Here is a 25,816-nt window from a genome sequence, read left to right as displayed (position 1 = left end):
CCACCGGGGCGACGGCCCCGTCCCCACGGAGGTTCCCATGCCCCACACCGCCGGGTCGTCTCGCATGACCGGGCAGGAGATCGCCGTCGTCGGGATGGCGTGCCTGCTGCCCGGTGCCCGGAACCCCGACGAGCTGTGGCGGCTCCTCACCTCGGGGGGCAGCGCCGTCACCCCCGCCGACGCGACCCGCTTCGGCACCTCGGCCGACGTCCCCGGTGGGTGGGGCGATCCCGACCACCACCTGGTGACCACCCTGGGCGGCTGGGTGGCCGACCCACCGCTGGACCTGGGCGGGCTCCACCTCCCCGAGGACCAGCTGGCCAAGGAGGACAGGGTCGTGCGATGGCCGCTCGCCGTGGCCCGCGCGGCGCTGCGGGACGCGGGCGTCGATCACCGTGACCGGAGTGCCGTCGAGCGGACCGGTCTGGTGCTGGGCAACTACGCGTTCCCCACCGCGCACTCGGTGCGGGCCCGGCGGCCCCTGATCGAGCACGCCGTGGCCCACGGCCTGCACCAGGCGGGTCTGGGCGGACCAGCACCCGAGCTGGCGGCCCCCCGACCGCCCGAGGACCTCCCCGGGGACGCGCGGCCCCTCGGCCGGCCCGCCACCGTCCTGGCCAGCGCCCTCGGACTCGGCGGGCCCCGCCTCGGCCTGGACGCGGCCTGCGCCTCCGCCCTGTACGGGGTGGCGCTCGCCCGTGACTACCTGCTCACCGGATCCGCCGACACCATGCTGGCCGGTGCCGTCTGCGTCCCGGACGAACTCCTGCTCCAGCTGTCCTTCTCCGACCTGGGCGCCTACCCGCGTCCCCCAGCCCGCAGCCAACCCTTCGACGCGGAGTCCGAGGGCATCGTCACCGGCCAGGGCGCCGGGGCGCTGGTGCTGCGGCGCCTCGAGGACGCCGTCCGCGACGGCGACCGCGTGTTGGCGGTGCTGGAATCCGTCGGGCTGGCCGGCGACGGGGCGGGCCGCCATCCGCTCCGCCCCCGGGTGGAGGGGCAGCTCGCCGCCTACCACGCCGCCTACGCCCAGGGGCCGGACCCGACCACCGTGGACTACCTGGAGTGCCACGCCACCGGAACACCGCTGGGGGACCGCACTGAGCTGTCGGGCATCGCCGCGTTCTTCGGCGGGGCTGGTCGGCTACCCGACATCGGCTCCGTGAAGGGGCAGCTCGGCCACCTCCTCACCGTCGCCGGCTTCAGCAGCCTCGCGAAGGTGATCCTGGCGTTGCGGCACGACTGGCTCCCGCCCACACCGGGAGTCGGTCGGCTTCGCCGACCGGTCGACGCCGAAGCGGTCGCCGACCGCGTGCTGCGCGTGGGACGCCCCTGGCCCGCCGGGGACCGACCCCGTCGCGCCGCCGTCTCCGCCTTCGGCTTCGGGGGGATCAACGCCCACCTCGTGCTCCGCGACCACCTCCCGGTCCCCTCCCCGCGAACGCGGGCGCAGCCCGCAGCGGGGGACACCGCCGGCCGGACCAGCGCGTTGACCAGGGCGATGACCACGGCAGAGGTCACCAGCACCACCCGGCTGGGGCCGGAGGAGGACCACGAGGCCCAGCCCACCACCCGTGCCGCCGCCCCCGAACCGGCTCGCACTCGGACCGACCACGAAGCGGGCGGGACACCCGCCACCGAGACCGGCACCCGTCCGCGACCGGGTACGCGACCATCCCGGACCGGCTCCGGGGCCCTCCCGCCGCTCGGCATCACCGGGCTCGGCATCCGCCTCGGCGAACTCGACGACGTCCGACACCTCGACGCCGTGCTCCGCGACGTCCCCAGGCCGGGGCGCCCGGCCTCGACCGACCACGGGAGGCCCGGCCGCGACCTGCCCGCGCCCGACCCGGCCTACCGCGTCCCGCCGGGAGACCTGCGCAACGCCAACCCGCAACACCTCGCCGCGTTCGCCGCGGCGGACCAGGCGCTCGACGACGCCGGCTACCCGCGCTGCGTCCCCGGCCGCCGCCCCGAGCCGCGCCGGGTCGCGGTCATCGGTGTCCTCGACCTGGAGCCGGACGCCCACCGGCACCGGGATCGGTTCGACATCGGCGCCCGCGTCCGCGCCGAATGCCACCGGGCCGGTGTCGCCCCGCCACCAGCCCAGCTCGACGAGCTGGAACGCGCCGTGCGGGATGCCGTCCACGAGCCGCTCAGCGTGAACGAGGTCCTCAGCTACGTCGGCAGCGTGGTGGTCAGCCGCATCGCCGCCTCCCGGAACCTGACGGGACCGGCCTTCACCCTCTCCGGCGACGACACGGCCGGCGCGCGGGCGGTGGAGGTCGCCGCGCTGCTGCTGCGCGATCCCTCGGTGGAGGCCGTCCTGCTCGTCGGTGTGGACCTCGCGGGCGACGCCCGCCCCGCCGGTGACCCCGCTCCCGCCGGTGACCCCGCTCCCGCCGGTGACCCCGCTCCCGCCGGTGACCCCGCTCCCGCCGGGGAACCCGCACCCGGCGGTGACCCCGCTCCCGGCGCGTCCGCCGTCGACGGGGCGGCGGCGGTCGTGCTCGTCCGGGCGGATGACGAGGCGACCCACCACTACGCGGTGATCCGGTCGGTGGCCGTACGGCACCCGGGCGAGCCAACCGAACAGCAGGGCAGGGCGACCTCGGACGCGGCGGAGTCGGCACTCGGCGCCGCCGGCGTCCCCGCCGGGGAGATCGATCACGTCGAGCTCGGCGGCTGGACGCAACGGGACCGGACGGTCGAGGCCAGGGGCCTGTCGACGGTGCTCGGGGCCGGACGGCCCGCCGTGGGGGCCCTCGGACCCGTGACCGGCGTCGCGCCCCACGCGATGACCATCGCGGCCCTCGTCAAACTGGCCTGGTGCCTGCACCGCGCCGAGCTCCCGGCCGCTCCGGGCGGTCTGAGCGGCGTGCCCGGCACGGGATTCGTCGTCCCGGGACGCGCCCGCCCCTGGCTCCCGACCCGGCGAGGTGGTCGCCGCCTGGCCAGCCTGAGCGTGCCGGACCGGGGAACGGGCGCGGCGCACCTCGTGCTCGCCGACAGCGAACGGCCTCGTCCCCGGCCCGCGGTCGAGTGGCGGGACCGGGGCGGGCGGATCCTGCTGCGGCTCACCGGTGACACCCCCGAGGAACTCGTGGCCCACGCCGTCGAGTGCCGGAGGCGGCTGGCCGGGGGAACGCCCCCGAGGGACGTGGCCCACACCGCCACCAGCCTGCCCGCCCGGCGTCACCGGGCGGTCCTGGTGGCCGTCGACGCCCAGTCGCTCCTCGCCGAGTTGCTGGCGGCCGAGCGGGACCTGCCCACGGTGCTCGCGTCCGGTGGCGAGTGGGCCACCCCCTCGGGGAGTTACGCCACCGCACGTCCCATCGGACCGGCTCCGGTCGCGTTCGTCTACCCCGGGGCGTTCACCAGCTACCCGGGGCTCGGGCACGAGCTGTTCCGCATGTTCCCGCGCCTGCGGCAGCGGTTCGAGCGGGAGGCCGGGGAACCCAGGGCGGCGTTCCGGACCGAGCTGCTGTTCCCGGTGGCCGAACACCCGTTGACCAGGGAGGAGCTCCTCCGGCACGAGGTCGACCTGCTCGCCGACATCCCCTCCATGCTCGTGGTCGGGACGAACATGGCGGTGCTGCACACCCAACTGCTGCGTGACGAGCTCGGGCTGACCCCCGACGGGGGGATCGGCTACAGCCTCGGGGAGAGCAGCATGCTCTTCGCCACCGGGGTGTGGGACCACACCGCACGGGACGACGACTCGCTGACGAGGACCGCGCTGTTCCGGGACGGGCTGCGGGGACGCAAACGGCTCGTTCGCGACCAGTGGGAGCTGGACGACGCCGTCGCCGACGACGAGATCTGGTCCACCCACGTCCTGCTGACCCGGGCGGACCGGGTGCGGGAACACCTCGCCGGGCTGGACCGGGTGTTCCTCACCCACGTCAACTCGCCCACCGAGGTCGTGGTGGCGGGCGACCCCCGCCAGTGCCGGCTGCTGGTCGAGCGGGTGGGTGCCTCCTCGGCGAGGGCGCCAGCCAACCACGTGATGCACTGCCCGCTCGTCGCCGCCGCGTCCGACGAGCTGGCCGCGCTCAACACCTATCCGCTGGGGGAGGTCCCGCCGGGCATCAGGTTGTTCGGGACGGGGGAGAGCGGGCCACTCCGGCTGGAGGCCGGTGACGCGGCCTCCCACGGCAGGCGGATCGCGGGCGGCCTGGCGGAGACGGTCGACTTCGCCGGGCTGACGGAAAGCGCCCACGCCGAGGGTTTCCGCTACTTCGTCGAGGTCGGCCCCGGGGCCACCTGCACGCGGTGGGTGTCGGCGACGCTGGCCGGGCGGGAGCACCTGGCCGTGTCGGTGGACCGGCGCGGTGCCCCGGCTGGCGCGGCGATCGCCGCGGCGGTGGCCAGGCTGGCCGCTCACGGCGTTCCGGTCCGCCTCGACGCCCTCACCGGCGGGCCCTCCGGGCCGATCCCCGTCGAGCGCCCCACCGGGTGGCCGGAGCGGGTGCGGCGGCAGCGGACACCACTGGTCGACCGGATCGCCCGCGCGGCCCGACCCGTGCTCGCCGCCCCGGGACCGGCTCCGGTGCGGGACTCGCCGCGCCCCGCCGAGGGGGCACTCGATCGGGTGGTGCCGGTTCCGGGGCGCCCCGACCACCGCACACCCGTCAAGCACTCGTCGGCTGGCGACGATGAGATCAGCATGGAGCGGACGCCCTTCGTGCAGCTTCCCGACCCGACCGCGCTCCACCCGACGGCCGGGCCGTCGTCGGGCGTCACGTCCAGGGTGGAGTGCCCGCCGTCCCCCTCGATCCGGCCGGACGTCGAGCCCCGGGCCCACCTCCTGGGAGCACTGGCGGCCCAGGTCGCCGAGGCACACCGCGCCGCGCTGCGGACGCAGGGCAGTCTCCAGACCTTGGCGTTGCTCGCCCTGACCACCCGGCAGGACGGCGGATCACCGACGCACCCGCTGGCCGGGTCCGCCCACACCGGACCACCGGCCCTCACCCTCGCCGCCCCCGGTTCGGCGGGTCCGGCGACGGAACGGATGACCGCGCCGGTACCGGCCGGTCCCGGCGCGGTGGGCGAGTCCCCTCCCGGCCCTCCGCGTTCGCCCCGTCCGACGTCACCAGGGCGCGCCGGCGGCGCCCCGGTGTGGACCCAGGAGGACCTCGTCACCTTCGCCGAGGGCCGGCTCCAGGACCTCTTCGGACCCGCGCACGTCGAGGCGGACACCTACCGCCGCCGCCTCCGGCTGCCGGCCAGGCCCTACCTGCTCATCAGCCGGGTGACCTCGGTCGACGCGACCCCCGGCGCGCTGCGCCCCTGCGGGATCACCACCGAGTACGACGTTCCCGAGGACGGCCCCTTCACCGTCGATGGCAGCCTGAGCTGCGCGGTGGCCATCGAGGCCGGTCAGGGCACCCTGCTCCTGTTGTCCCTTCTCGGGGCGGACGCCCTCAACCGAGGTGAACGTGGCTACCGGCTCCTCGACAGCACCGTCGTCTTCCACGACCGGCTGCCCCGTGCCGGCCAGACCCTCCGGTACGAGATCACCGTCGACCGGTTCGTGCGCGACGGGAAGACCCTGCTGTTCTCCTTCCACTACCAGTGCTTCTCCGGTGACACCCTCGTGCTCGAACTGCTCAGGGCCACGGCGGGCTTCTTCCTGGACGCCGAACTCGACGGTTCGACGGGACTGTCCGCCCAGGCGCTGCGCCGGGCACTGTCGCCACCCGGCGAGCGCGGGTGGTTCAAGCCGATCGCCCGGACCGACCGACGTTCCCTGTCCCGGCGGGAGCTGGAACGGCTCTCCACCCCGGGCGGCGCGGCCGAGGTCCTCGGCGCGGAGTGGGACCAGGGCGGGGCCAACCCGTCGGTCCGGTTGCCCGGGCCCGACCTGCTGCTCCTCGACGAGGTCACCTCGATCGACCGGACCGGCGGCAGCAGGGGCCTGGGCGAGATCAGGGCGGTGCTCCGCCACCGCCCCGACTCCTGGTACTTCGCCGCCCACTTCCCGGACGACCCCGTGCTCCCCGGGTCCCTGATCACCGAGGCCGCCGTGCAGGTAGCGCAGGTGTACGCGCTCGTCCTCGGCCTGCACCTGGTCCTGCCCGACGCGGAGTTCCAACCCGTTCCGGGGCTCGAGACGACCGTCAGCTGCCGGGGTCAGGTCACCCCCGGGTCTCCTCCCTTGCACTACCGGGTGGACGTGACGACCCTGACCCTGCTGCCCCGACCGACCGTGGTCGCCGACGTCGTGCTGACCGTGGCCGACCGGGTCGTCGGGGTCATCCGAGACCTCGGGATCCGACTGCGGGAGAAGCCGGGGACCCCGTACCGCCCGGAGCGGGGCGGGCGCCCCACCGCGTTCCTCGGCCGTCGGAACACCCTCGGTGAACCGGCGATGATCAACGAACTGCACCTCGCGCACGCCGCGCGCGGTGACCTGGCCACCGCGATGGGCCCGGAGTTCGAGGTGCACCGGGGGCGCGGGGCGCCCCACATCCCCAACGGGGACTTCCAGTTCGTCGACCGGGTGATGGCCCTGGAGGGGGTCAGGGGCGCCTTCACCCCGGGTTCCCGGATGCGCACCGAGTACGACTCACCCCGCGACGCCTGGTACTACCAGGACGGTGCCACCGCCGACCTGCCCCACTGCGTGTGCATGGAGACCGCCCTCCAGGCCGCCATCCTGCTCGGCTACTACCTGGGCGCGACGTTGGGGAGCCCGGACGCGGAGCTGTCCATCCGCAACCTGGACGGTGAGGCGACCCTCGTCGCCGACGTCGACACGCGTGGTCGCACCATCAGCCACTCCACGGAGTTGCTCTCCCACGAGGAGACGCCCGGTGCCGTCCTCCAGTCCTTCCGGTTCGAGCTCTCGGTCGAGGGGACCGTCTTCTACTCGGGGCGGTCCCTGTTCGGCTACTTCACGCGGGAGGCCCTCGCCCGCCAGGTGGGACTCGACTCGGGCCGCCACGTCCGGAGTTGGCTCGACACCCAGGACGCCTCCCAGGTCCGTCCCCGCTGGGTTCCGGTGCCCGACGCGAGCGCCGACACCCTCCGAGCCGGGGCGGGACGGCTGAGCCCGCTGGAGGGCATCGAGGTCGTCGACGGGGGAGGAGCCCACGGACGTGGCTACCTCCGAGGGCGCCGACCGGTCAGCCCCGACGACTGGTACTTCTCCCGGCACTTCCACCGGGATCCGGTGATGCCGGGCTCCCTCGGCGTGGAGACCGTCCTCCAGGGCCTGCGCGTCTTCGTCCTGGACTCCGGTCTGACCGCCGGCATGCGGTCTCCCCGGTTCACCCTCCCGGTGGGGCGGACGTCGTCCTGGAAGTACCGGGGCCAGGTCCTCCCCCAGGACCGGGAACTCCTGTTCGACGCGCACATCAAGGACGTCCGTCGGCTGCCTGGTCGTCTCCAGGTGGTGGCCGACGCGAGCGTGTGGAAGCCCGGGCTGCGGATCTACGAACTCACCGACGTCACCGTCGAGGTTCGGGAACCGGACGTCCGGGTCAGCACGGCCGGTGAACCTCCTGAGGAAGGACGAGCATGACGCAGTCCGCGACCGGTGAGCACCGGTCTCCGGATGGGACCGAGACGAGGTCGGACTCCGCCGGGATCTACCAGGTCCTGGCCCGGTTGGAGGAGCCGTGCTTCGTGGTGTCCACGGAGTCCGGGTACGCCCTCACCTCGGTGCGGCCCGCCTCGGGGGTGGTCGCCGCCCACGGTCCGCTGCCGCCGAGCGAACTCGGCTCGGCGGCCTTCCGCGCCACCTACGGACTCCGCTACCCGCTGATGGCGGGAGCGATGGCCGGGGGTATCGGCTCCGAGGAGCTGGTCGTGGAGCTGGCGCGTTCCGGGAGTCTCGGGTCGTTCGGAGCGGCAGGGCTGCCGCCCGAGCGGATCGAGCGGGCGCTCACCCGGTTCGAACGGGAGATCCCGGGGCTGCCCTTCGCCTGCAACCTCATCCACAGCCCGAGCGAGAGCGGTCTCGAACGCGCCTGCGTCGAGCTCTACCTCGCCAGGGGCGTGCGCTGCGTCGAGGCCTCGGCGTTCCTGGAACTCACGACGAACGTCGTCCGCTACCGGGTGGCCGGCCTGAGCCGGGGCGCGAACGGTGAGGTGGTGGTCGGCAACCGGGTGATCGCCAAGGTGTCCCGCCCGGAGGTCGCCCGCCGGTTCCTCTCGCCGCCGCCGACGGAGAAGGTGCGCGAGTTGCTCGACCGGGGTCTGGTCACGCGGGAGCAGGCCGAACTGGCCCGGGTCGTTCCGATGGCCGACGACATCACCGTGGAGGCGGACTCGGGTGGCCACACGGACCGCCGGCCGCTGCTGGCGCTCTTCCCGATCTTCCACCGGCTGCGCAACCGCGTCCGTGCCGACCAGCGGCTGGCGACGGGCACCAGGCTGGGCGCGGCCGGCGGCCTCGGCACGCCGGAAGCGGTGGCCGCCGCGTTCACCCTGGGAGCCGACTACGTGGTCACCGGCTCCGTCAACCAGGCCTGCGTGGAGTCGGGTACCTCGGCGCGGGTGCGCCGGCTCCTGTGCACCGCCGATGTCGCCGACTGCACGATGGCCCCGGCCGCCGACATGTTCGAACTCGGCGTGGAGCTCCAGGTGCTGCGCAGGGGCACGATGTTCGCCCAGCGCGCCAGACGGCTCTCCGAGCTCTACCGGGCCTACTCGGGTCTGCACGAGCTTCCCAGCGCGGAGCGGTCCATGTTGGAGAAGCAGGTGCTCCGCCGGTCGGTGGACGAGGTCTGGCGGGAGGTGGTCGAGTACTTCTCCGCGCGCGACCCGGCGCAGGTGGAACGCGCGGGCAACGACCCCAAGCGGAAGATGGCGCTGGTCTTCCGCTGGTACCTGGGACTGACGTCCCGGTGGGCCGTCGAGGGCCGGCAGGAACGGGCCATCGACTACCAGATCTGGTGCGGCCCCTCGATGGGTGCCTTCAACGACTGGGTGCGGGGGACCTACCTCTCCGCGCCCGAGAACCGCCGGGTGGCCGAGGTGTCCTGGCACCTGCTGCGGGGCGCGGCGTTCAGCACCCGGGTCGCCCAGCTCGCCGCCGCCGGGGTTCGGTTGCCGGTGGGATGCCGCGACTACCGTCCCGCCCCCGTCCTGAACCGCCGGTCCCCGGAAGGGGCGGTGGCGCGGTGATCCCCGGCAAGGGCACCCGTGCGGTGGGCGGTCCGGTCGCGGTCGGGACGCCAGGTGCGGCACTGGCCAGGCGGCACCTCCCGGCGAGCGAGCTCGAAGCGAGGCTCGGGGCCGCAGGTGATCCGGCGAACCCGGCGGGGTTCGGTGGCATGGTCGCGAGGGACGCCGCTGGTGCGCCGCCGGTCGGTCTCGCCGCCCTCGCGGGCGGTCCGTTGCGGCGGGTGTTCGCGCCCCGCGACGACAGCGAACGACTGGACCTCGACCAGGCCCTGCTGGTGGTGCGGGTGGCGGCCCGCCGGGACGTCACCGTCATGCCCGCCACCATGTTCAACATCACGGCCGTGACGCAGGTCCTCCTCGCCGGTCGACCGGACCAGCGGGCCCGGGTCCTGGCTGTGACCGAGGCGGGCGGGGCGCTGGGCTTCGCCGGCCTCGAGGAGGAGACGGCGGGTCTGTTCGCCACCCGCTGCCAGCTCGGGAGGGAGGGGAGCGGTCACCGGCTCGACGGCGGCAAGTGGCTCGTCGGGCTGGGGGAGGACCCCGACGGGCTCGTCGTCCTGTGCCACGACGGTGGGCGGGGGCCGGCGGCCTTCTCCCTGGTCCTGCTGGATCAGGAGTCGGCGCGTGCCACGCGGTCCCCCTCGGACAGCCGTGCTTCCGGGTTCCGGGGAGTCAGCTTCGGGAGGTTCCACTTCGCCGGGCTGCCCGTGCGCGCCGACCAACTCGTCGGTGGGCAGGGGGAGGGCATGGAGATCACCCTCCGTTCCCTTCAGGTGGTGCGGCTGGTCAGCCTCGCCGCGAACCTGGCCGGCTGCGACACCGCTCTGCGGTTGGCCTGGGGGTACGCCGTGGGCGGCGCGGATCGACGGCTCCAGACCGGCCCGGACGCGGTGACCCGCCAGGATCTGGCGGTGGCCACGACGGCGCTGGCCGTCGCCGACCTCGTCTCGGCTGTCGCGGTCCGGGCGGCCCAGGTGGTGCCGGGCTGGGCCGCCACCGGTGCGGCGCTGGCCAAACGCCTGGTGGGCGAGTTGACCTCGGAGGCGGTGGCCCGTTGCTCGGACGTCCTCGGGATGCGGGGGCTGCTGACCGACGGGCCGTTGCGTGCCTTCGACGTGGTGCGGCGTGACCTGGCCGTCGCCCGCTACGTCGACACCTCACCGCAGGACCTGGTGCGGGAGCTCGGTACCCGGCTGGACGCGGCGCACCGCGTCGGAGGAGCCGGGCGGCCGGCCGACACCGGACTGGTGCCGCGCGTCTGCGCCCTGGACGGTGACCTTCCGCCCTTCGGGCTCGCCGCGTTCACCCTCGCCTCGGCCCGTCCCGACCCGCTGGTGCCCGCACTGCTCGAGGTGGCGCCCACCATCCAGGCCGGTCTCACCGAGCTGGGGGACCCGGGCCGGGACGCCCTCACCGCGCTGACGGCGCTGCTCACCGAACTCGGTGCAGAGGGCCGGGGAACCGACGACCGGGAGGCCGCACCCGGGAGCACCGCGAGCCGGGTCGACAGGCACTGCGCGCTGTGGGCCGGGGCGGCGGTGACCCTGACCTGGTGGCACAACCGGGGGCTCCCCCTGTTCGGGTTGCCTCCCGGGTCGGTCGACTGGGTCGCTCCCGCCCTCAACCTGGTGCTGGACTGCGCCCGAGGTGGCCGGTTCCGGCTCGACGCGAGGTCGGCGGAACAGGCACTGGTGGTCGCTCGCGCCCTCCTCGACGGCGACCGCCTGGTGTCGGCGGTGGCGCTGCCCCTCGTCGAGAGGGGGGCGGTGACGCGCGGGGACGCAGCCGAACGCCTCGCGGCCGCCGTGCCCCAGAGGTGACGGCCCGGGCCGGTGGGCAGCGGGCCACGGTGGCACTCGGGGGAGCGCCGGGCACCGGGACCGCCGCCGTTCGGCGGCCGGAACGGCGAGCGGAGGCGCCACCGTGCCCTGGTCACTCCCCGGCGGCCGCCCGACCCCTCCGCCAGGGCGGCCAGCCCGAGCGGGCGGTGACACCGGTCGACGAGACGGCAGGGCCGGTCCCGCCGGGAACGGCGCGTGGAGGAGGCTCCACCGTTCCCGGCCGGTGGCCCGGCGACGACACCGTGCCGACCCTTCGGTCGCTGGCTGGTGGCCAGGCACGCCGCCTGGCCGTACGCGGTCCTCGCCACGGTCCCGGATCGGCGAGGCTCCGGTGCCCCGCTCCCGTCGCGCCGAGGTGTGGGATCTCGTTCACGGGTACCCCACAGGAGGGCAGGGGACGTTCGAAGGACGAAGGGAGCGGGATCGTGACGACCGCGAGGGAGATCATGACACCGGGCGCGCGCTGTGTCTCCACCGAGGAGAGCGTGCGGGACGCGGCCAACCGGCTGGCGGAACTCGATGTCGGAGCACTACCGATCTGCGGTAACGACAACAGGTTGAAGGGCGTGATCACCGATCGGGACATCGTGGTGCGGGTGCTCGCGCAGGGCAAGGATCCGCGCGCGGTCCACGTGGGGGAACTCGCGCAGGGCGAGGCGGTCACCGTCGGGGCCGACGACGACTCGCACGAGATCCTCCGCACCATGACCCGGCACCGGGTCAGGCGGCTGCCCGTGATCGACGGCCACACCCTGGTCGGCATGGTGTCCCAGGCGGATGTGGCCCGGTCGCTCGACGACGCGGAGGTGGGCGAGCTGGTGGCGGCGCTCTCGGCCGACGGTTGAGCGGGCGGACAGCGTTCGTCCGCTCCCGTTCGCTGAGCGGCATCGCCGGTCGTCGCCTTCGAGCCGCCCAGCGCGGAGCGGTGGCGGCGACGTCCGCACCGGGTGCGGGGGTCCAGGCGTTCCCACACCCGGTGCCACCCGCGGCTCTCCGCCCGTCCCACCGGAGGCGCCCGCCGACCGACGCGCTCGCCGGTCCCGGCTGACCTCGGCCGCCCAGGCTCCTCACGGAACCGGCGATGCGCTCCTCGTTTCGGGGTCCCACCGAGCCCGCTCCACCGCCCGCCGCGTGTCGCCCACGTCACCCGGCACGTGGCGCCGCGCGCCGCCGAGGCGTGAGCACGCGGCGCCACCCGGCTGGGCGGCGCCTCCGCGGCCGCACCGGTTGCGCGCTCCGCGACGGGGCGCACCGATCCGCGTTCGCGCCGAGCGCTCCGCGCACGGGAAGCCACCACCGGGCCATCGTGGGGTGGCCGGCCGGCTGGCGGCGGAATGGCGCCCGCCGGGTGGGCGCGGTGTCCCGAGCCCAGCCGGAGCCATCGAAGGCGGCTCCGGGTCGACGGCTGGCGAGTTCGCGCGCCGTCACACTCGCGGCGCGCGCTCCGCGGGACGGCCACCGCGTCGGGTTCGACCCACGACGAGGCGACCACGGTCCGCTCAGCCCGTCGAAGAGGAGGGCGCGCCGCCACCCCGCCCCGTGACCGCGTCGAGCCGGTGGTCCGGCCCTCACTCCCGCACCACGCGTCCAGCTCCGCACCAGCAACCGCTCAGGCGAGGCGAGGAGACTCGGCGTGGATCGCGCGCGGCCTGGACCGCGCACCCGCCCTCACCCAGTGGACGAGCCAGACCGGCGGCGACAGCGAGTCACCGAGGTCTCATCCAAACAGGTGAGACTGACCGGTGGTGACGCGGTCAGACCGCCCCACGTCTCCCACTATCCGTAGCCATCTCCGTAGTTTCCCCGCTGTCCTCGGCGCGTGTCCGCGAGAAGGTGGAACACGTCGACGAGCAGCGGCTGGCCCACCCCGACAGCGGTCAGCGAGACGGGAGCCCGTCGCGGTCGCGGAACGACAGAAGCCGGTTCATTCTTGCGCCAGACAACGGCGTAGGGGAGGGGAGCCTTCCGATGCACGTGGACTCCACCACACAGCCGTGCCCCCGGTGTGTGGGGCCCACAGTCCTGGTCACCGACCGCTCCGGCCGCCGCTGGCTGCACGTCGGCACCTGGCAGCCCCACTGCGGCCAACCCTCGTGGGTCAGGGCGAGCGAGCACTCCGCGACCCCCGCCGGCGCCCGGTGACCAACCGGCGACTTGGGTACCCGGCCCGCGTCCCGCACGAACGATGAGCCCCGCCGGTCGCGCCACGGCCGGTTGACTTCCCACCCTCCGAACCCCGATCCGCCCCGCCCCGCTGGTGCGCTCCCCCCGACAGAGCACCAGCCCGCCGGTTCCCCCGACGCCCGGACCCCGACCCGAGGCGTTCCGGCGGCCGGGCGGGCCGCGCCGCCGCCAGCGGCGCGCCGGGACGACCGGGGGCGTCCGGTGCCTGCTGGCTACCCGGACGCCCCCGGCCCATCACCGCCGTGGGAGCGCTCCGCCACCCAGGAGGCGATCTGCGTCCTCGACCGGAATCCCAGCTTGCCGAGGATGTGCTCGACGTGCGTCTCGGCGGTCCGCCTGCTGATCACCAGCCGCTCGGCGACCGCCCGGTTCGACAGGCCCTCCGCCACCAGCCGCGCCACCTCCCACTCCCGCCTGGTGAGGACGACCGGGTCGCGCCCCGACTCGCGCCGGGCGCGCTGCCGTCCCAAGGCGTAGTCCACCGCCTCGGCGAGGTCGAAGCGCTCGCCGCGCGCGGCGGCGGCGTCGAACCGCCGGGAGCCCAACGCCGCGAACGACCTCTCCTCGCACTCGCGGTGCCACCGCACGTACGGGGCGAGTTCGAAGAGGTAGACCCCCAACGGGCGCCACAGCCGCCTGCTCGCGCCCAACAGGACCGCGGCCCGCTGGTGCTCACCGCGCGCCGCCGCCACCCAGGCCAGCAGCTCCAACGAGTGGACGATGCCCAGGACGTCGCCGAAACCCTGCTTGATCTCCACGCAGCGGCGGATGTCGTCCGAGATCGAGGCCAGCTCCCCGGAAGCCCACTGGGCGAGGGCCTTCACCCACAGTGACCAGGACAGGCACCACTCGTCGCCGTGCTCGTCGGAGAGGCGAATCGCCTCCTCGCACAGCCGCACCGCCTGACCGGCGTCCCCCGCGAGCAGGGAGGTCACCGCGAGGTTCGGCAGGGACATGACCGTCAGCCCCGGCCACCGGCCGTCCGCGCGCCCGTACCGGACGGCACGGGCCAGGTGCTCCTCGGCGATCTGGAGGCGCTCGTCCAACATCGCGCTGGTGCCGACCGAGTGGTCGACGTAGTGCAGGGCGTCGGCGTCCCCCGACTCCCGGGCCTCCTCGGCGGCACGCCAGGCACGGGCGAAACCGGTCGCGGTCTCACCCTGCATCGCGGTGACCATCCCGGCGATGGACAACGCGTGGATCCGGTCGTGGCTCGGCGTCTCGTCCTCGGCGAGGAGGCTGTCCAGCCAGTGGCGACCGTCCCGGAGCTGGCCTCGGGCGATCCAGAAGAACGCCAGGACCGCGGCCAGCCGTTGACCGGTCCTGGCCTCGCCGGGCTCGGTGCGGCAGAAGTCCAGCGCGGCCCACAGGTTGAACTGGTCAGCGCCGAGCTTCGCGATCCGGTCCCGTTGCCCGGGGCCGAACCACTCCTCGGCGTCCCGGCTGACCACCCCCAGGTAGTGGTCGCGGTGACGTCGCCGGAGGCTTCGGAGCCGGGGCCCGTCCAGGTGCTCCCGACCGAACTCGCGGATCGACTCCAGCAGCCGGTACCTGGCCTCGGCGCCGCCCGTGCTCCACTCCCGGCTCAGCACGGAGCGGTCGACCAGGCCCGCGAGCGCGCCGAACACCTCTTCCCGGGGGAGGCCGTCCCCCGAGCACACCTCCTCGGCCGACCTGAGCTCGAACGCCCCCGCGAAGACGGAGAGCCGGGCCCACAGCTCCCGTTCCCGGTCGTCGCAGAGGTCGTAGCTCCACTCGATCGCCGCCCGCAAGGTCTGGTGACGAGGCAACGCCGAGCGGTCCCCACCGGTCAGCAAGGCGTACCGGTCCTCCAACCTGGCCAGCACCTGGTGCACCGAGAGGGTGCGCATCCGCCCGGCCGCCAGCTCGATGGCCAGCGGCAGGCCGTCGAGCTGGCGGCACAGCCGCACCACCGCGTCCCGGTTGCCCTCGTCGACCCGGAATCCGGGGAGGACGGCGGCCGCGCGCTGTTCGAACAACAGGACCGCCTCCCGCTGACCGGCCCCCGCCCGGCCCGAACGGGGGACGTCGAGCGGGGGAACCGGCCAGATGTGCTCACCCGCCACCCGCAGTGGCTCCCTGCTCGTCGCCAGCACGCGGACCTCGGGTGCCTCCGCCAGCACCTCCGCGACGAGGGTCCCGCACTCCTCGACGAACCGGTCGCAGCCGTCGAGGACCAACAGGAGCCGACGTCCCCGCAGATGGGACAGCAGGGCCTCCCGAGGGCTTCGCCCCGACTGGTCGAAGACGCCCAGTTCCGCGCTGACCTCGGTGTCCAACAGCGAGGCGTCGGTGAGCCGGTCGAGGTCGACCAGCCAACACCCGTCCGGGAACGCCCGTTGCAGCCGGCGCGCCACCGAGATGGCCAGCCTCGACTTCCCGACCCCGCCCACCCCGGTCAGGGTGACCAGCCGCGACGTGGCCAGCAGCTTCCTGACCTGGCTGACCGCCTGCCGCCGTCCCACGAAGCTCGTCGTGTCGTCGGGAACCCGGCCCGATCGCGGCAGCGCGGCGCTGCTCACCGTCTCCCCCGTCCACCGCACATGGCTGACCGCCCACCTCGTCCGTCCTGGTACTCCAGGGTGCGACAGGGTGGGGGTGCCCGCCACCGGCCTAGCCCCGTTGCCTCGGCAGCAACGCCGAGCAGTCCGGCTCCGTCCTGGTCGGGAAACCTCCGACGATCTCGCGCGCCTCGAGGTCGAGGACGCTGATCCTGTTGTCACCCATCTGGGAGATGTAGGCGATCGGCTGGTCGGGGTGGAAGGACACCGCCGACGGGGGGCCGGAGAGCGGGATCCGCTCGATCGGTCGGAGGTCCCCGGTCAGCAGGAGAACGCTGTTCCCGGCCACGTCGGTCATCAGCAGCTCGTCGTCGGACACCGTGTACACCCGCAGCGGGTCCCCCTCGACGCTCACGGACTCCCGGACCTCCAGGGTGTCGGCGTCCACCGCCACCAGCTCGGCGCTCCGCCGGGACCCGACGTACAGGGTGCGTTCGTCCTGGCTGAGGCAACTCCCCTCCGGCATCAGGCCCGGGTTCATCAACTCGGGACCCGCGGTCGGGTCCTGCGGGCGGACCAGGCTCACCGTGTGGGACAACAGGCCCGTCACGTACGCCCGACTGCCGTCCCGGGTGAGGGAGAACAGGTGCGTCTTCACTCCTCCGGTCGGCACCGCCCTGCTCGGCGCGGTGTCCCGCTCGGGCTCGTCGAAGCCGAGCAGGACGGCCGAGGACTCGCTCAGCGCCCACAACCGGTCCTCGGAGTCCAACCGGACACCGTGGATCCGGTGGAAGGGCTGCGTGTCGATGGTGCGGACCAACTCGCGGGCCACCAGGTCCACCACGCACACCGCGGAACCCCCGGCACCCGAGTCCGAGGACATCCGCACGCCGTAGTGGCCGACGTAGGCGAGACGCCGACGGGAGTCCACCACCATCTCGTGCGGAAACGCCGGAAGCTCGACGGTGCCTACCCGACGTCCCGTGCCCGTGTCGTAGAAGCTGAGCGCGTGGCTCCCCTTCTCGACCAGAACGAGGACGTCGTCGTCCGGGGACCCCCTCCCGGCGTCCGCCGTCGCTTCGACCCTGTCCAGCGCATCGAGCACAACTGCCTCCCACGAAGAGCACTCCCTGGAGGGGCACACTATGCGTAGACGAGCCGTGACCCAATGAACGACAGGGGAATTCGTCGGACCTTCCTCGGGACGACCCTGAGCGGCCGAGTCGCGGTCCCGAGCGGCCCGGCACGCACCGTCACCGGTGTCATACCGGCCTGCCGGGTTCGCCTTCCCACCGCGCTTTTCCGTTCCCCCCGCGCACACGGGTCCCCTCCCGCTGATCCGTTGCGTACGGCCAGGTCAGGCCACCTGCCCATCCTCGGACGAGTTCGCGAGGATGTCGCGGGCGAAACGCAGGGGGAAAAGTCCCCACCCCCGCGAACACGCCCGGGCGGCACGCACCGTGATGTCGCGGCCTACGGAACCGAGGGCCGGCCGGAATCAAGGGACGGCGTGGTTTTCCCGGGGACTCGGCGGCGTGTCGCCGAATGCGCGCCACATCGCGCCGCCCCCGCCGCCGGCGGGCCCCAGCCCGTTCTTCCCGCGAACGCCACTACTCCATGAGGTCGCATTGTCACGAAGTGCGTTGTTCTCGGCGCCGTGATCGGTGATAGTCGAGTTGTCCGGACCGGGTGATCCCGGTCGGCACGAATCCGGGGAGGGGAGGACTGGGATCCGGACCGCCGCCGGTATCGGGGCGGGGAGCCCCGTTCCACCTGGCGACCACCCCCCGGACGCGGTTTCGGCGTCGGCTTCCCCCGACCGGCTCCGACCGTTCGCACGGGCACGGCTCGGGGGAGGCGAACCGATGGACCACTTCCCACGGCAGGCGGCTATTCAGGACCAGGCGACAGCGGAACCCCGTGACCTCCGCCGGTGGCGACGTCCCACGACGTCCCCCGCGTCCCGGCGACGCGGGAGGGCAGGTCGTGGATTCCGCCCTGTGCTCGTCCCGGGTGCCTGTCACCCGCCGAACCCCGGGTCCGGCCCCACCCGTCCACCGACCGGACGAGGCACCGCCGTCCCCGCACGCGGCCCCTCCGATCATCTCGGACACCGGCGAGCGACGACGTACCTGGCGTTGACAGGCACGCAGCAGTACCGAATCCAGGAGGCAACCGATGACGACGGGTGAACCGACCACCACCGCTGCGGGACGCCTCGCACGACCCCGGCCGGTCTCGTGGCCGGTGCAGGTGTTCCGCCCCTTCCCCGACTGCGACAACGTGGTGTTCGCGCGTACCGCGGCGCGGACGGACGCGTTCGGACCGACCTCGGCGGCGGCGGGTGCTCCCGTGGTGATCGGCTCCGCCGCCGGGCCCTCCGCCGACGACGCGACGCCGAGAGCCCGCTCGGAACTGCTGGAGCGGATGCAGAACATCCTGTCCGCCCGGGTCGAGGAGCAGCGAGCGGACATCGTCGCCAGCTTCGACGAGCTGCGCAGGTCCGGCAGGCTGGCCCTCGACCCGCTCTCCTGGCCGGAGATCACCGATCCCGGTTGGCGGCAGTCCCTGATGCTGTGGGTGCGGGGTTTCTCCCTGATCGAGGGGGACGAGGTGTTGGTGCCAGCCTCGGCGGTCTTCCTCCGGCACCGTCCCCCACCCCAGTGCCGGGGCCTGCTGTTGGCCGGGTCACCGGGGTTGGCCGCCCACCAGGACCCGATCAGCGCCGTCCGGCACGCCGCGCTGGAGATCCTGGAGCGCGACCTCCTGGCCCGGGCCTGGTACGACGGCGCGGAACGGATGGTGCTGCCCGACACCTTCGTCCCGGAGGATCTGCGACGGCCGATCAGCACCCTGGAGCTCCGCTGCACGGCCTTCCTCATCCCCGGTCCGGAGGGCAGCGGGTGCGTCGCCGTCGCGCTCACCGACGCGGAGGGCGGCCGGCAGAGCTTCGGCGCGAGGGCGGTCCCCACCCTCGACGACGAAAGCCTGGTCTCCGCGGTCGGGGTCGCCGTCTACGAGGCCCTGATGGTGCGGTGGAGCATGCGCACCGGCGCGGCGGCCGCGGCGCTCGCCGCCCTCCGGGGGCGGGCCGACCGGGCTCCGCTGGATCCGATCCAGCACTCGGTGCACGCCTACCACCACCAGGACTCCCTGGCCGTCCTCCTCGAGGGCAGCACCCCGTACGAGCCGGGCTGGATCGAGGAACTCGACCAGCCCGGGCCGGAGGTCACCTCGGTGCTGGCCGAGTACGGAGGGGACGACGTCGTGGCGGTACCCACCACGCTCGACCTGCCCATGAACCGCGACACGGTGGTGATGCGGGTGGTCGCGCCGGCCGTTCGTCGGCTGCCGGCGGACGAACGGACGGAGTCCGCGCTGCACCCGGACGCCCCGCCTCACCCGTTCGGATGAGCAGGGGGCCGACGTGGGTCGGCTCCCGCACGACCTGCCGGACCGACCACCGGTGAGTGGTGGGCCAGCGGGTGGACCGGACGCTCCGACGGGGGACGGGCGCCGCCAGGGACCGGCCGAGGCGGGCCCGTCGAGGGGATCCTCCGTTCGACGGCTCGGGTCGTCGGCCGTCCGGAACACGACCTGCGCGGACGAACGGACCCCTCGGCTGGTCACGCGCAGCTACCACGCCGCCGGGTCTTGACCAGCCCAGGTGACGCTCGGTTGACTGGCCCCACCGTCGACGACGCACGCGCACGGACGGCCGAGACGGGACCAGTGACGTGATGGAGCCGCGGTGGGTGCTAGTCGGTCCGTGCCCCTCGGCGGCCCCGTCGGCTCCGCCGCGCGCCCGGCGACGCGCCAGGGCGGGGAGTGGTGGCGGTGGACGCACCCAGAGCCGGCTCCGCGGCTCCCACCGCCACCAGGACGTCCGACGAGGAGGAGTCCCGCACCGCCGGCCCAGTCGACACGGTGACACCACGACCCCCAGCCCGGAGCGCGGCCACGGGCGCCGCGTGTGAGGAGGAAGCCATGACCGTCTCGGTGGGCATCATCGGAGCAGGGCACCTCGGCACCCGGCACGCGCTCAACCTGCTCGAACTCGACGAGGCCCGTGTGGTCGCCGTCGCCGACACCGACGTCGCCCGCGCGGCCGACCTCGCCAGACGCTGCGACGCCCAGGCCCACGTGGACTACCGGGCCCTGCTGGACGATCCGAGCCTGGACGCCGTCTACCTCTGCGTCCCAGCCCACGAGCACGGCGGCCCGGAGCTCGCCGTCCTGGAACGCTCCCTCGCGCTCTTCGTGGAGCGCCCGCTCGACGTGGACCTGAGCATCGCCGACCGCATCGCCGCCGAGGTGGACGCGCGCGGCGTCGTCACCGCGACCGGGTGCCGCTGGCGATACCTCGACACCGTCGAACGGGCGGCCGAGGTGCTCGCCGACAACCCGGCGCGGATGGTCATCGGCGGCTGGGCGGCACGCACCCACGAGACGGCGTGGTGGGAGGACCAGCGGCGCATGGGCGGTCAACTCATCGAACAGACGAACCAACTGGTCGACCTCTGCCGGCTCCTGGTCGGGGAGATCGCCCAGGCCTGGGCCGTCGGGCGACCGACCACGTGCCCCCCGGAACCCGACGCCGCCGACACCTCGGCGGTGTCCCTCCGGTTCGCCGGGGGAGCGGCGGGAAGCTTCGCCGCCACCCCCGCGCCGTCCCCCAACCCCCGCCCCGGTCTGCGCGTCGTCGCGGAAGGGCTCGCGCTCGACCTGCGCAGCACTCAGCTCCTCGTCGACCACGGTGGGCGGTGCGAGGTCCACGACGCCCAGGCCGACGCCGTGCTGCGCGCCGATCGCGACTTCGTCCGCGCCGTCGGAGGGGAGGAGAACCGGGTGCGCGCCCCCTACACCGAGGCCCTGCGCAGCCACCGCGTCGCCGTGGCCGTGGCCGAGGCGACCCGGACCGGGGGTGCGGCCGACCTCAGGTGGCACGCCCATGCCCACTGAGTCCTGGCCGGTGAGGTCCCTGGGGGTGCGGGCACCGGGCGTGCCCGACTTCTTCGACTCCGTCGAGGCGGCGCTGGGACCGGAGGAGTTCTGGGTCCGAACCCTGTTCAGCGGCCTCTCCTCGGGCGCGGAGGCGTCGTTCGTCGACGGGACCCACCCCTACCTGACGCACGGTTGGCACCGGGAACACGGCGTGTTCGTCCCCGGCGAGGCGGCGGTGGGATACCCGATCAGCCGCCTGGGGTTCATGGAGGTGGCCGAGGTCGTCGAGTCCCGCTCGCACGCGGTCCGACTGGGTGAGGTGCTGGCCATGTCCTACGGCCACCGCACCGGGCAGCGTTCCCGGCGGGACTACTTCTCGATGCCCGTGCCGCCGGACCTGGACCCCGTGCTGGGGATCTACCTGGCGAAACTGGGGCCGTTGTGCGCGAACGCGCTGCTGCACGCCGCGCCGGCTCCGGCGGCACGCCTGGGAGACGGGGTCCGGGACCGTGGCGTGCTGGTCACCGGCGCCGGCATGGTCGGCCTGCTGACCGCGCTCTTCGCCGCCCACCACGGCGCGGCCGTCGTCGTCGCCGACCGGGACCCGACCCGCCTGGCGGCGGCCCGTGGTCTCGGGCTGCCCACCGTCGACGAGGCGGAACTGCCTGCCTGGGAGTACTGCAAGAGCGCCTGGCGCCACAACACCGTCGAGCGGGGAGCCGACCTCGTCTTCCAGTGCCGGGGCACGGGGGAGAGCCTCGCCACCGCGCTCCGCTCGGTCCGCCCACAGGGCACGGTCATCGACCTCGCCACCTACCGCGACGGCCTGACCGACGTGGACCTCAGCCAGGAGTTCCACCACAACGGTCTGGTCCTCCGCGGCGTCCGCAGCGGCAGGTTGCCCGTGGGGACAGGGGCGGTGTGGGACCGTTCGAGACTGGCGGAGGAGACGGTGCGGTTGCTGCGCGCGCACGGTCCGGCGGTGCGGGAGCACGCGATCACCCACGTCGTCCCGTTCGCCCACGGCGTGGAGGCGCTGTCGGCGGTGGCGGACCGGCGGGTTCCGACCGTCCAGGTGGTGCTCGAGTTCTGACGCCGCGGGAGGGCGAACTCCCGGTGGCGACCGGTCAGGGCCCGGGGCGGACGGCGTTGCTCGAGACCCGGCCACCCCGTGCCCTCGGGTGGTGCCGCCCGCGCCCCGGGATCCGTGGGGCACGTTCCCCAGCTCAGTTCATCCACGTGGGTCACTTCAGTGCGAACCGAACCCATCCGTCCCGGCGACGACCCTCCCACCACCCCGACCAACCCCCGACCCCGGTGTCGGGGATCGGCCTCAGCCCCGGGGGCGCAGCCCGGTCAGGCTGGGTGGGAGATCAGTGCTGTGCACCACCCCTAGCTGTTGGGTGGCCCTGGTGAGCGCGACGTAGAGGTCGTTCAGGCCCCGGGCCGAACCCGCGAGGATCTCGGCGGGCTCCACGACCAGCACGGCGTCGAACTCCAGGCCCTTCGCCTCACCCACCGTCAGGACCGTCACCCTGCTGGTCAGCGCCTCCGGGCCGCCCTCGCCGGTCGCCGCGTCCGGTACCACCGCGTGGACGGCGCTGCCCACCTCCGCCAGGAGCGCGGGCGGGGTCAGGACGGCGACCAGGCCGTCGCCGACCTCCTCCACCTGGGCCGCGGTCAGCGCCGCCACCCGCTCGGCCAGCTCGGCGCCGGGTACCCGGGTGCTCCACGGGTGGGAACCGGTCTCCCGTACCGAACTGGGTGCCTCCAACGCCGGGTCGATCGCGGTGAGGACCTCCGCCGCGACGGCCATGATCTCGACCGGAGTCCGGTAGTTCACGGTGAGCTGTTCCAGCCGCCACCGGTCGTTGACGTAGGGGTCCAGGACGGCTCCCCACGAGCTCGTACCGGCCGCGTCGCCGGTCTGGGCGACGTCCCCGACCAGTGTCATGGACTTGCTCGGGCAGCGGCGCATCAGCATCCGCCACGCCATGTCGGAGAGCTCCTGGGCCTCGTCGACCACGACGTGGCCGTAGGTCCAGGTCCGGTCGGCGGCGGCGCGTTCCGCGGTGGTCTCGAACCGCCGTTCCTCGTGGCGGTCGGCCAGCAGGCGCGCGTCGACGATGTCGGTGGCGCGCAGCAGCTCGGGGTCCAGCTCCTCCTCAAGCTCCAGGATCTCCAGGACGCCCTGGGCGTAGGCGAGTTCCCGCCGCCGCTGGCGCGCCTCCCGTTTCCTGGCGGCCCTGTCGTCCTTGCCGAGGAGTTCGGCCGCCTCGTCGAGCAGCGGGACGTCCGCCGGCGTCCAGCCCCCGGCCTTGGGCCGCAGCAGCATGGCCCGTTCCTCGTCGCTCAGCTTCGGCGTGGCACGCCGCAACCGGTCGGGTGAGGAGAACAGGTCGGAGAGGAGCCGCTGCGGGGTGAGGGTGGGCCAGAGCTCGTCCAGCGTCCTCCTCAGCTCGGTGTCCTCCTCCAACTCGGCCCTGATGTCGGTGAGGTCGCCCCGTTCGAGCAGGTGGCTGCCCAGCCGGTCGGCCATCTGCCTGGCGAGCGCGGCGATGACCTCGCGGACGAAGATCTCCTTCGCCTCGTTGTGCGGCCGGCGGGAGCGGCGGGCGCGGGTCCTGGCCTGCGTGACGATGGTCTTGTCCAGGACCACGGGCTCCATCTCCACGGTCAGCTCGACGGGCTGCCGGGGTACGAGCTGGCGGTCCTTGATCGCCTTGGCGACGACCTTGGCCATCTCCCCTCGGCCTTTGATCTCGGCGGCCTCGGGGGACTCGCGTCGGGTCGCGCTGATGCCGGGGTACAGCTCGGCCACCGTGGCCAGCAGCACGCCGGTCTCACCGAGCGAGGGCAGCACCTGCTCGATGTAGCGCAGGAAGGTGGGGTTGGGGCCGACGACGAGGGTGCCGCGCTTGGCGAGCTGGTCGCGGTAGGTGTAGAGCAGGTAGGCGGTGCGGTGCAGGGCGACGGCGGTCTTGCCGGTTCCCGGACCGCCCTGCACGACCAACACCCCGTTGCGCGAGGAACGGATGATGCGGTCCTGCTCCTGCTGGATGGTCGCGACGATGTCCTTCATCCGCCCCGTCCGGCTCTCGTCGAGCGCGGCGAAGAGCGTCGCCTCGGCGGTGAGCGAGGAGGAGGGCCGGTCGCCTCGTGCGGCCGTGACGTCCAGGACCTCGTCGTCGACCGCCTTCACCGTCCGCGCGACGGTGCGGATGTGCCGGCGCTTCAGCACACCCTCGGGGGAGGCGGCGGTGGCGGTGTAGAAGGGGCGAGCGGCGGGGGCGCGCCAGTCCATCAGGAGCGGGGCGTACTCGTTGCCCTCGTCGAACAGGCCCAACCGACCGATGTAGTTGCGCTCACCGGTGTCCAGGTCGAGCCGTCCGAAGCACAACCCGTCCTCGACCTCCCGGAACCGGGACAGCCGCTCCGCGTACATCCCCGCCGACACGTCGCGTTCCCAGCGTTCCTGCGGGTTCTCCGGGTCGTTCTCCCGCAGGACCGTGGCATGTTTGTCGGAGGCCTCGTAGCGGAGCGCGTCGAGTCGCCCGTAGAGCATGGACACGTAGTCCTGTTCCGCGCGGAGCTCGGCTTCCCTGCCGTCGGTGTCCGCGTGACGCGAGGTGCTTGACAACGGTCTCCGTCCCTTGCTAGTTTGTCAGGGCGTTGCCCTCAACGCTCCACTTCCTGCTGTGCAGGGTGTTGAATCTTAGCAGAGGGCGTCCACGCTTCGAACCTCGCTGTCATCCGCGTGTTCCGAATGACTCAACCTCCCTCCTCGCGTTCCCGTCGGAACGTCCACGGCGTCGTGCGGGTAATGCCCTGACGAGCCGGGTAACCCCCGACTGTTCGGACGGCGACACCAGGCAGGAGGTGGGGCGGATGCGACACGACGAGTTCATCGGCGCCGTGCAACACCGGGCGCGCCTGTCCAGTCGGGGGCAGGCCGAAGGTGTCACCCGGGCGACCCTGGAGACCCTGGGCGAACGGATACCCGAACCGCAGGCCGAACACCTGGCGGCCCAACTACCCCGGGAGATCGCGGTGAGCCTCCGCCGCACGATCACCATGGGGGGTGCCGGGTCGGGCGAGCGGTTCGACCTGGACGAGTTCACCCACCGGGTGGCCCGCCGCGCCGGGGTGGACCCGCCCAAGGCGGTCTACGACGCCCGGGTGGTGCTGGAGGTCCTCGGCGAGGCCACGCAGGGGGAGACGCTGCACCGCGTCCGCGACTCCCTGCCCGAGGAGATGCGTGGCCTCATCGACTCGGGGAGCAGCGGCCGGATGACCTGAGCGATGAGCCGCCTCGCGGCGGGTGAGCGGTCCCGTTCCCGCGTGGATGCTGGTTGAATGGTGCGCCATCGAACGAGGGTGCGCCGTCGACACCTCCGGCGCGGAGCACGAGGACGGGAGACGAGAGTGCCCAGACCGCGACTGCCGGAGACACTCCCCGGGCGCCTGTTGCTGGCATGCTGCGACATCCGGTCGAACCGGTTGGACAGCAGGCAGGTTGTCGGCTACCTGCTGCGCGCCGGGGCGCTCACCGAGCTCCTGCTGGCCGGCCGGCTCGTGGACTCCCGGGGACGCGCCTCGTGCCTGCGGGCCCAGGCCACCGGTGACCCGTTCCTGGACGGCGTCCTGCGGGAGATCGCCCAGGAGCGCCCGCGTGCCTGGAAGGCGTGGGTGCGTCGGCGGCCCCGCCCGGCGGTGGACGAGGTCGTGGGAGGGCTCGAGGAGCGCGGCTACCTGCGGCGTCGTCGCGAGTTCGCGCTGGGTGTCCTCCCCGTCGAACGGGTCGTCGTAGAGGACGGGGACACGGTGACCTCGCTGCGCCGTCGAGTCGTCGAGGTGCTGACGGGGACCGAACCCGTGGAGCGGGTGGACGCCCTCGACGCGGCGATGGTCTCGCTGCTGTCGGCGGGCTCCGTGACGTCGGTGGTCCCGCGCCGGGACAAGCGCCAGCACAAGCAACGCCTGGCGGCCCTCACCGAACGCAGTGGCGAGGCCGCGCCGGCACTGCGCACGGTGCTCGCGGACATCCAGGTGGCCGTCGCGACCGGTGCCGCGGTGGCCGTGCACGCGAGCTGAGTCGGGCCGACCGGGGGCGCACCTGGAGTGCACCGCCTCCTTCAGTGCGCACGGTTGCTTCAGTGTCAAGTGAAACCAACTCCACGTCACCATCAC

The 25,816-nt window shown here is 73.7% G+C and carries 12 protein-coding genes; 9 read left to right on the top strand and 3 right to left on the bottom strand.

What is annotated here, in order from left to right:
• Positions 1-37 precede the first annotated feature (37 nt).
• The 4 genes from ACOJVX_RS13695 to ACOJVX_RS13680 all read left to right on the top strand — a co-directional run bounded on the left by ACOJVX_RS13695 (position 38) and on the right by ACOJVX_RS13680 (position 11,821).
• Entirely contained in the window at positions 38-7,528 is a 7,491-nt protein-coding gene (locus ACOJVX_RS13695; protein ID WP_418153118.1) for a beta-ketoacyl synthase N-terminal-like domain-containing protein, read from the top strand.
• Positions 7,525-9,135 carry a PfaD family polyunsaturated fatty acid/polyketide biosynthesis protein gene (locus tag ACOJVX_RS13690; protein WP_051313710.1) on the top strand — a complete coding sequence of 537 codons (1,611 nt, stop codon included), beginning with the start codon at positions 7,525-7,527 and terminating at the stop codon, positions 9,133-9,135. Before ACOJVX_RS13695 ends, ACOJVX_RS13690 begins: the two co-directional genes overlap by 4 nt.
• Before the next feature lie 149 nt (positions 9,136-9,284).
• Complete coding sequence (locus tag ACOJVX_RS13685) at positions 9,285-10,955, top strand: acyl-CoA dehydrogenase family protein (RefSeq protein ID WP_422646803.1); 1,671 nt, start codon at positions 9,285-9,287, stop codon at positions 10,953-10,955.
• A 446-nt stretch (positions 10,956-11,401) separates the two neighbouring features.
• Positions 11,402-11,821, top strand: a complete 420-nt coding sequence (locus ACOJVX_RS13680) for a CBS domain-containing protein (protein WP_026418103.1) — start codon at positions 11,402-11,404, stop codon at positions 11,819-11,821.
• Between the two features lie 1,551 nt (positions 11,822-13,372).
• Here the strand turns inward: ACOJVX_RS13680 and ACOJVX_RS13675 are convergent.
• Together ACOJVX_RS13675 and ACOJVX_RS13670 are read right to left on the bottom strand one after the other, a co-directional pair.
• Entirely contained in the window at positions 13,373-15,703 is a 2,331-nt protein-coding gene (locus tag ACOJVX_RS13675; protein ID WP_418153121.1) for an ATP-binding protein, read from the bottom strand.
• Positions 15,704-15,794: 91 nt separating this feature from the next.
• Positions 15,795-16,787 carry a YncE family protein gene (locus tag ACOJVX_RS13670; RefSeq protein WP_051313708.1) on the bottom strand — a complete coding sequence of 331 codons (993 nt, stop codon included), beginning with the start codon at positions 16,785-16,787 and terminating at the stop codon, positions 15,795-15,797.
• Positions 16,788-17,860: 1,073 nt separating this feature from the next.
• Here ACOJVX_RS13670 and ACOJVX_RS13665 point away from each other — a divergent pair.
• From ACOJVX_RS13665 to ACOJVX_RS13655, 3 genes are all read left to right on the top strand, one after another.
• The gene (locus ACOJVX_RS13665) at positions 17,861-19,096 is read left to right on the top strand and encodes a YcaO-like family protein (RefSeq protein WP_030105655.1); all 1,236 of its coding nucleotides are present in this window, start codon (positions 17,861-17,863) and stop codon (positions 19,094-19,096) included.
• Positions 19,097-19,669: 573 nt separating this feature from the next.
• A complete protein-coding gene (locus ACOJVX_RS13660) occupies positions 19,670-20,644 on the top strand; it encodes a Gfo/Idh/MocA family protein (RefSeq protein WP_422646802.1) in 975 nt (324 codons plus the stop codon).
• A complete protein-coding gene (locus ACOJVX_RS13655; RefSeq protein ID WP_026418099.1) occupies positions 20,634-21,719 on the top strand; it encodes a zinc-dependent alcohol dehydrogenase in 1,086 nt (361 codons plus the stop codon). Before ACOJVX_RS13660 ends, ACOJVX_RS13655 begins: the two co-directional genes overlap by 11 nt.
• 240 nt (positions 21,720-21,959) lie before the next feature.
• Here the strand turns inward: ACOJVX_RS13655 and ACOJVX_RS13650 are convergent, their stop codons facing one another.
• Entirely contained in the window at positions 21,960-24,266 is a 2,307-nt protein-coding gene (locus ACOJVX_RS13650; protein WP_026418098.1) for a HelD family protein, read from the bottom strand.
• Between the two features lie 248 nt (positions 24,267-24,514).
• Between ACOJVX_RS13650 and ACOJVX_RS13645 the strand changes: the two genes are divergently transcribed.
• Both ACOJVX_RS13645 and ACOJVX_RS13640 read left to right on the top strand, forming a co-directional pair.
• Positions 24,515-24,925, top strand: a complete 411-nt coding sequence (locus tag ACOJVX_RS13645; RefSeq protein ID WP_026418097.1) for a DUF2267 domain-containing protein — start codon at positions 24,515-24,517, stop codon at positions 24,923-24,925.
• Positions 24,926-25,051: 126 nt separating this feature from the next.
• The gene (locus tag ACOJVX_RS13640; RefSeq protein WP_051313704.1) at positions 25,052-25,720 is read left to right on the top strand and encodes a GOLPH3/VPS74 family protein; all 669 of its coding nucleotides are present in this window, start codon (positions 25,052-25,054) and stop codon (positions 25,718-25,720) included.
• Positions 25,721-25,816 lie beyond the last annotated feature (96 nt).

The organism is Actinoalloteichus caeruleus, from assembly GCF_049311605.1.
Lineage (GTDB): Bacteria > Actinomycetota > Actinomycetes > Mycobacteriales > Pseudonocardiaceae > Actinoalloteichus_B > Actinoalloteichus_B caeruleus.
The sequence above is the reverse complement of the archived record's forward strand: the minus strand, read 5'-3'. Positions and strand labels throughout refer to the sequence as shown.

What these genes read in the sequence shown, in the direction of transcription:
- ACOJVX_RS13665 (WP_030105655.1), top strand. Translation starts at nt 17,861, where the DNA reads ATGACGACGGGTGAACCGACCACCACCGCTGCGGGACGCCTCGCACGA.
- ACOJVX_RS13660 (WP_422646802.1), top strand. Translation starts at nt 19,670, where the DNA reads ATGACCGTCTCGGTGGGCATCATCGGAGCAGGGCACCTCGGCACCCGG.
- ACOJVX_RS13645 (WP_026418097.1), top strand. Translation starts at nt 24,515, where the DNA reads ATGCGACACGACGAGTTCATCGGCGCCGTGCAACACCGGGCGCGCCTG.
- ACOJVX_RS13655 (WP_026418099.1), top strand. Translation starts at nt 20,634, where the DNA reads ATGCCCACTGAGTCCTGGCCGGTGAGGTCCCTGGGGGTGCGGGCACCG.
- ACOJVX_RS13690 (WP_051313710.1), top strand. Translation starts at nt 7,525, where the DNA reads ATGACGCAGTCCGCGACCGGTGAGCACCGGTCTCCGGATGGGACCGAG.
- ACOJVX_RS13695 (WP_418153118.1), top strand. Translation starts at nt 38, where the DNA reads ATGCCCCACACCGCCGGGTCGTCTCGCATGACCGGGCAGGAGATCGCC.
- ACOJVX_RS13685 (WP_422646803.1), top strand. Translation starts at nt 9,285, where the DNA reads ATGGTCGCGAGGGACGCCGCTGGTGCGCCGCCGGTCGGTCTCGCCGCC.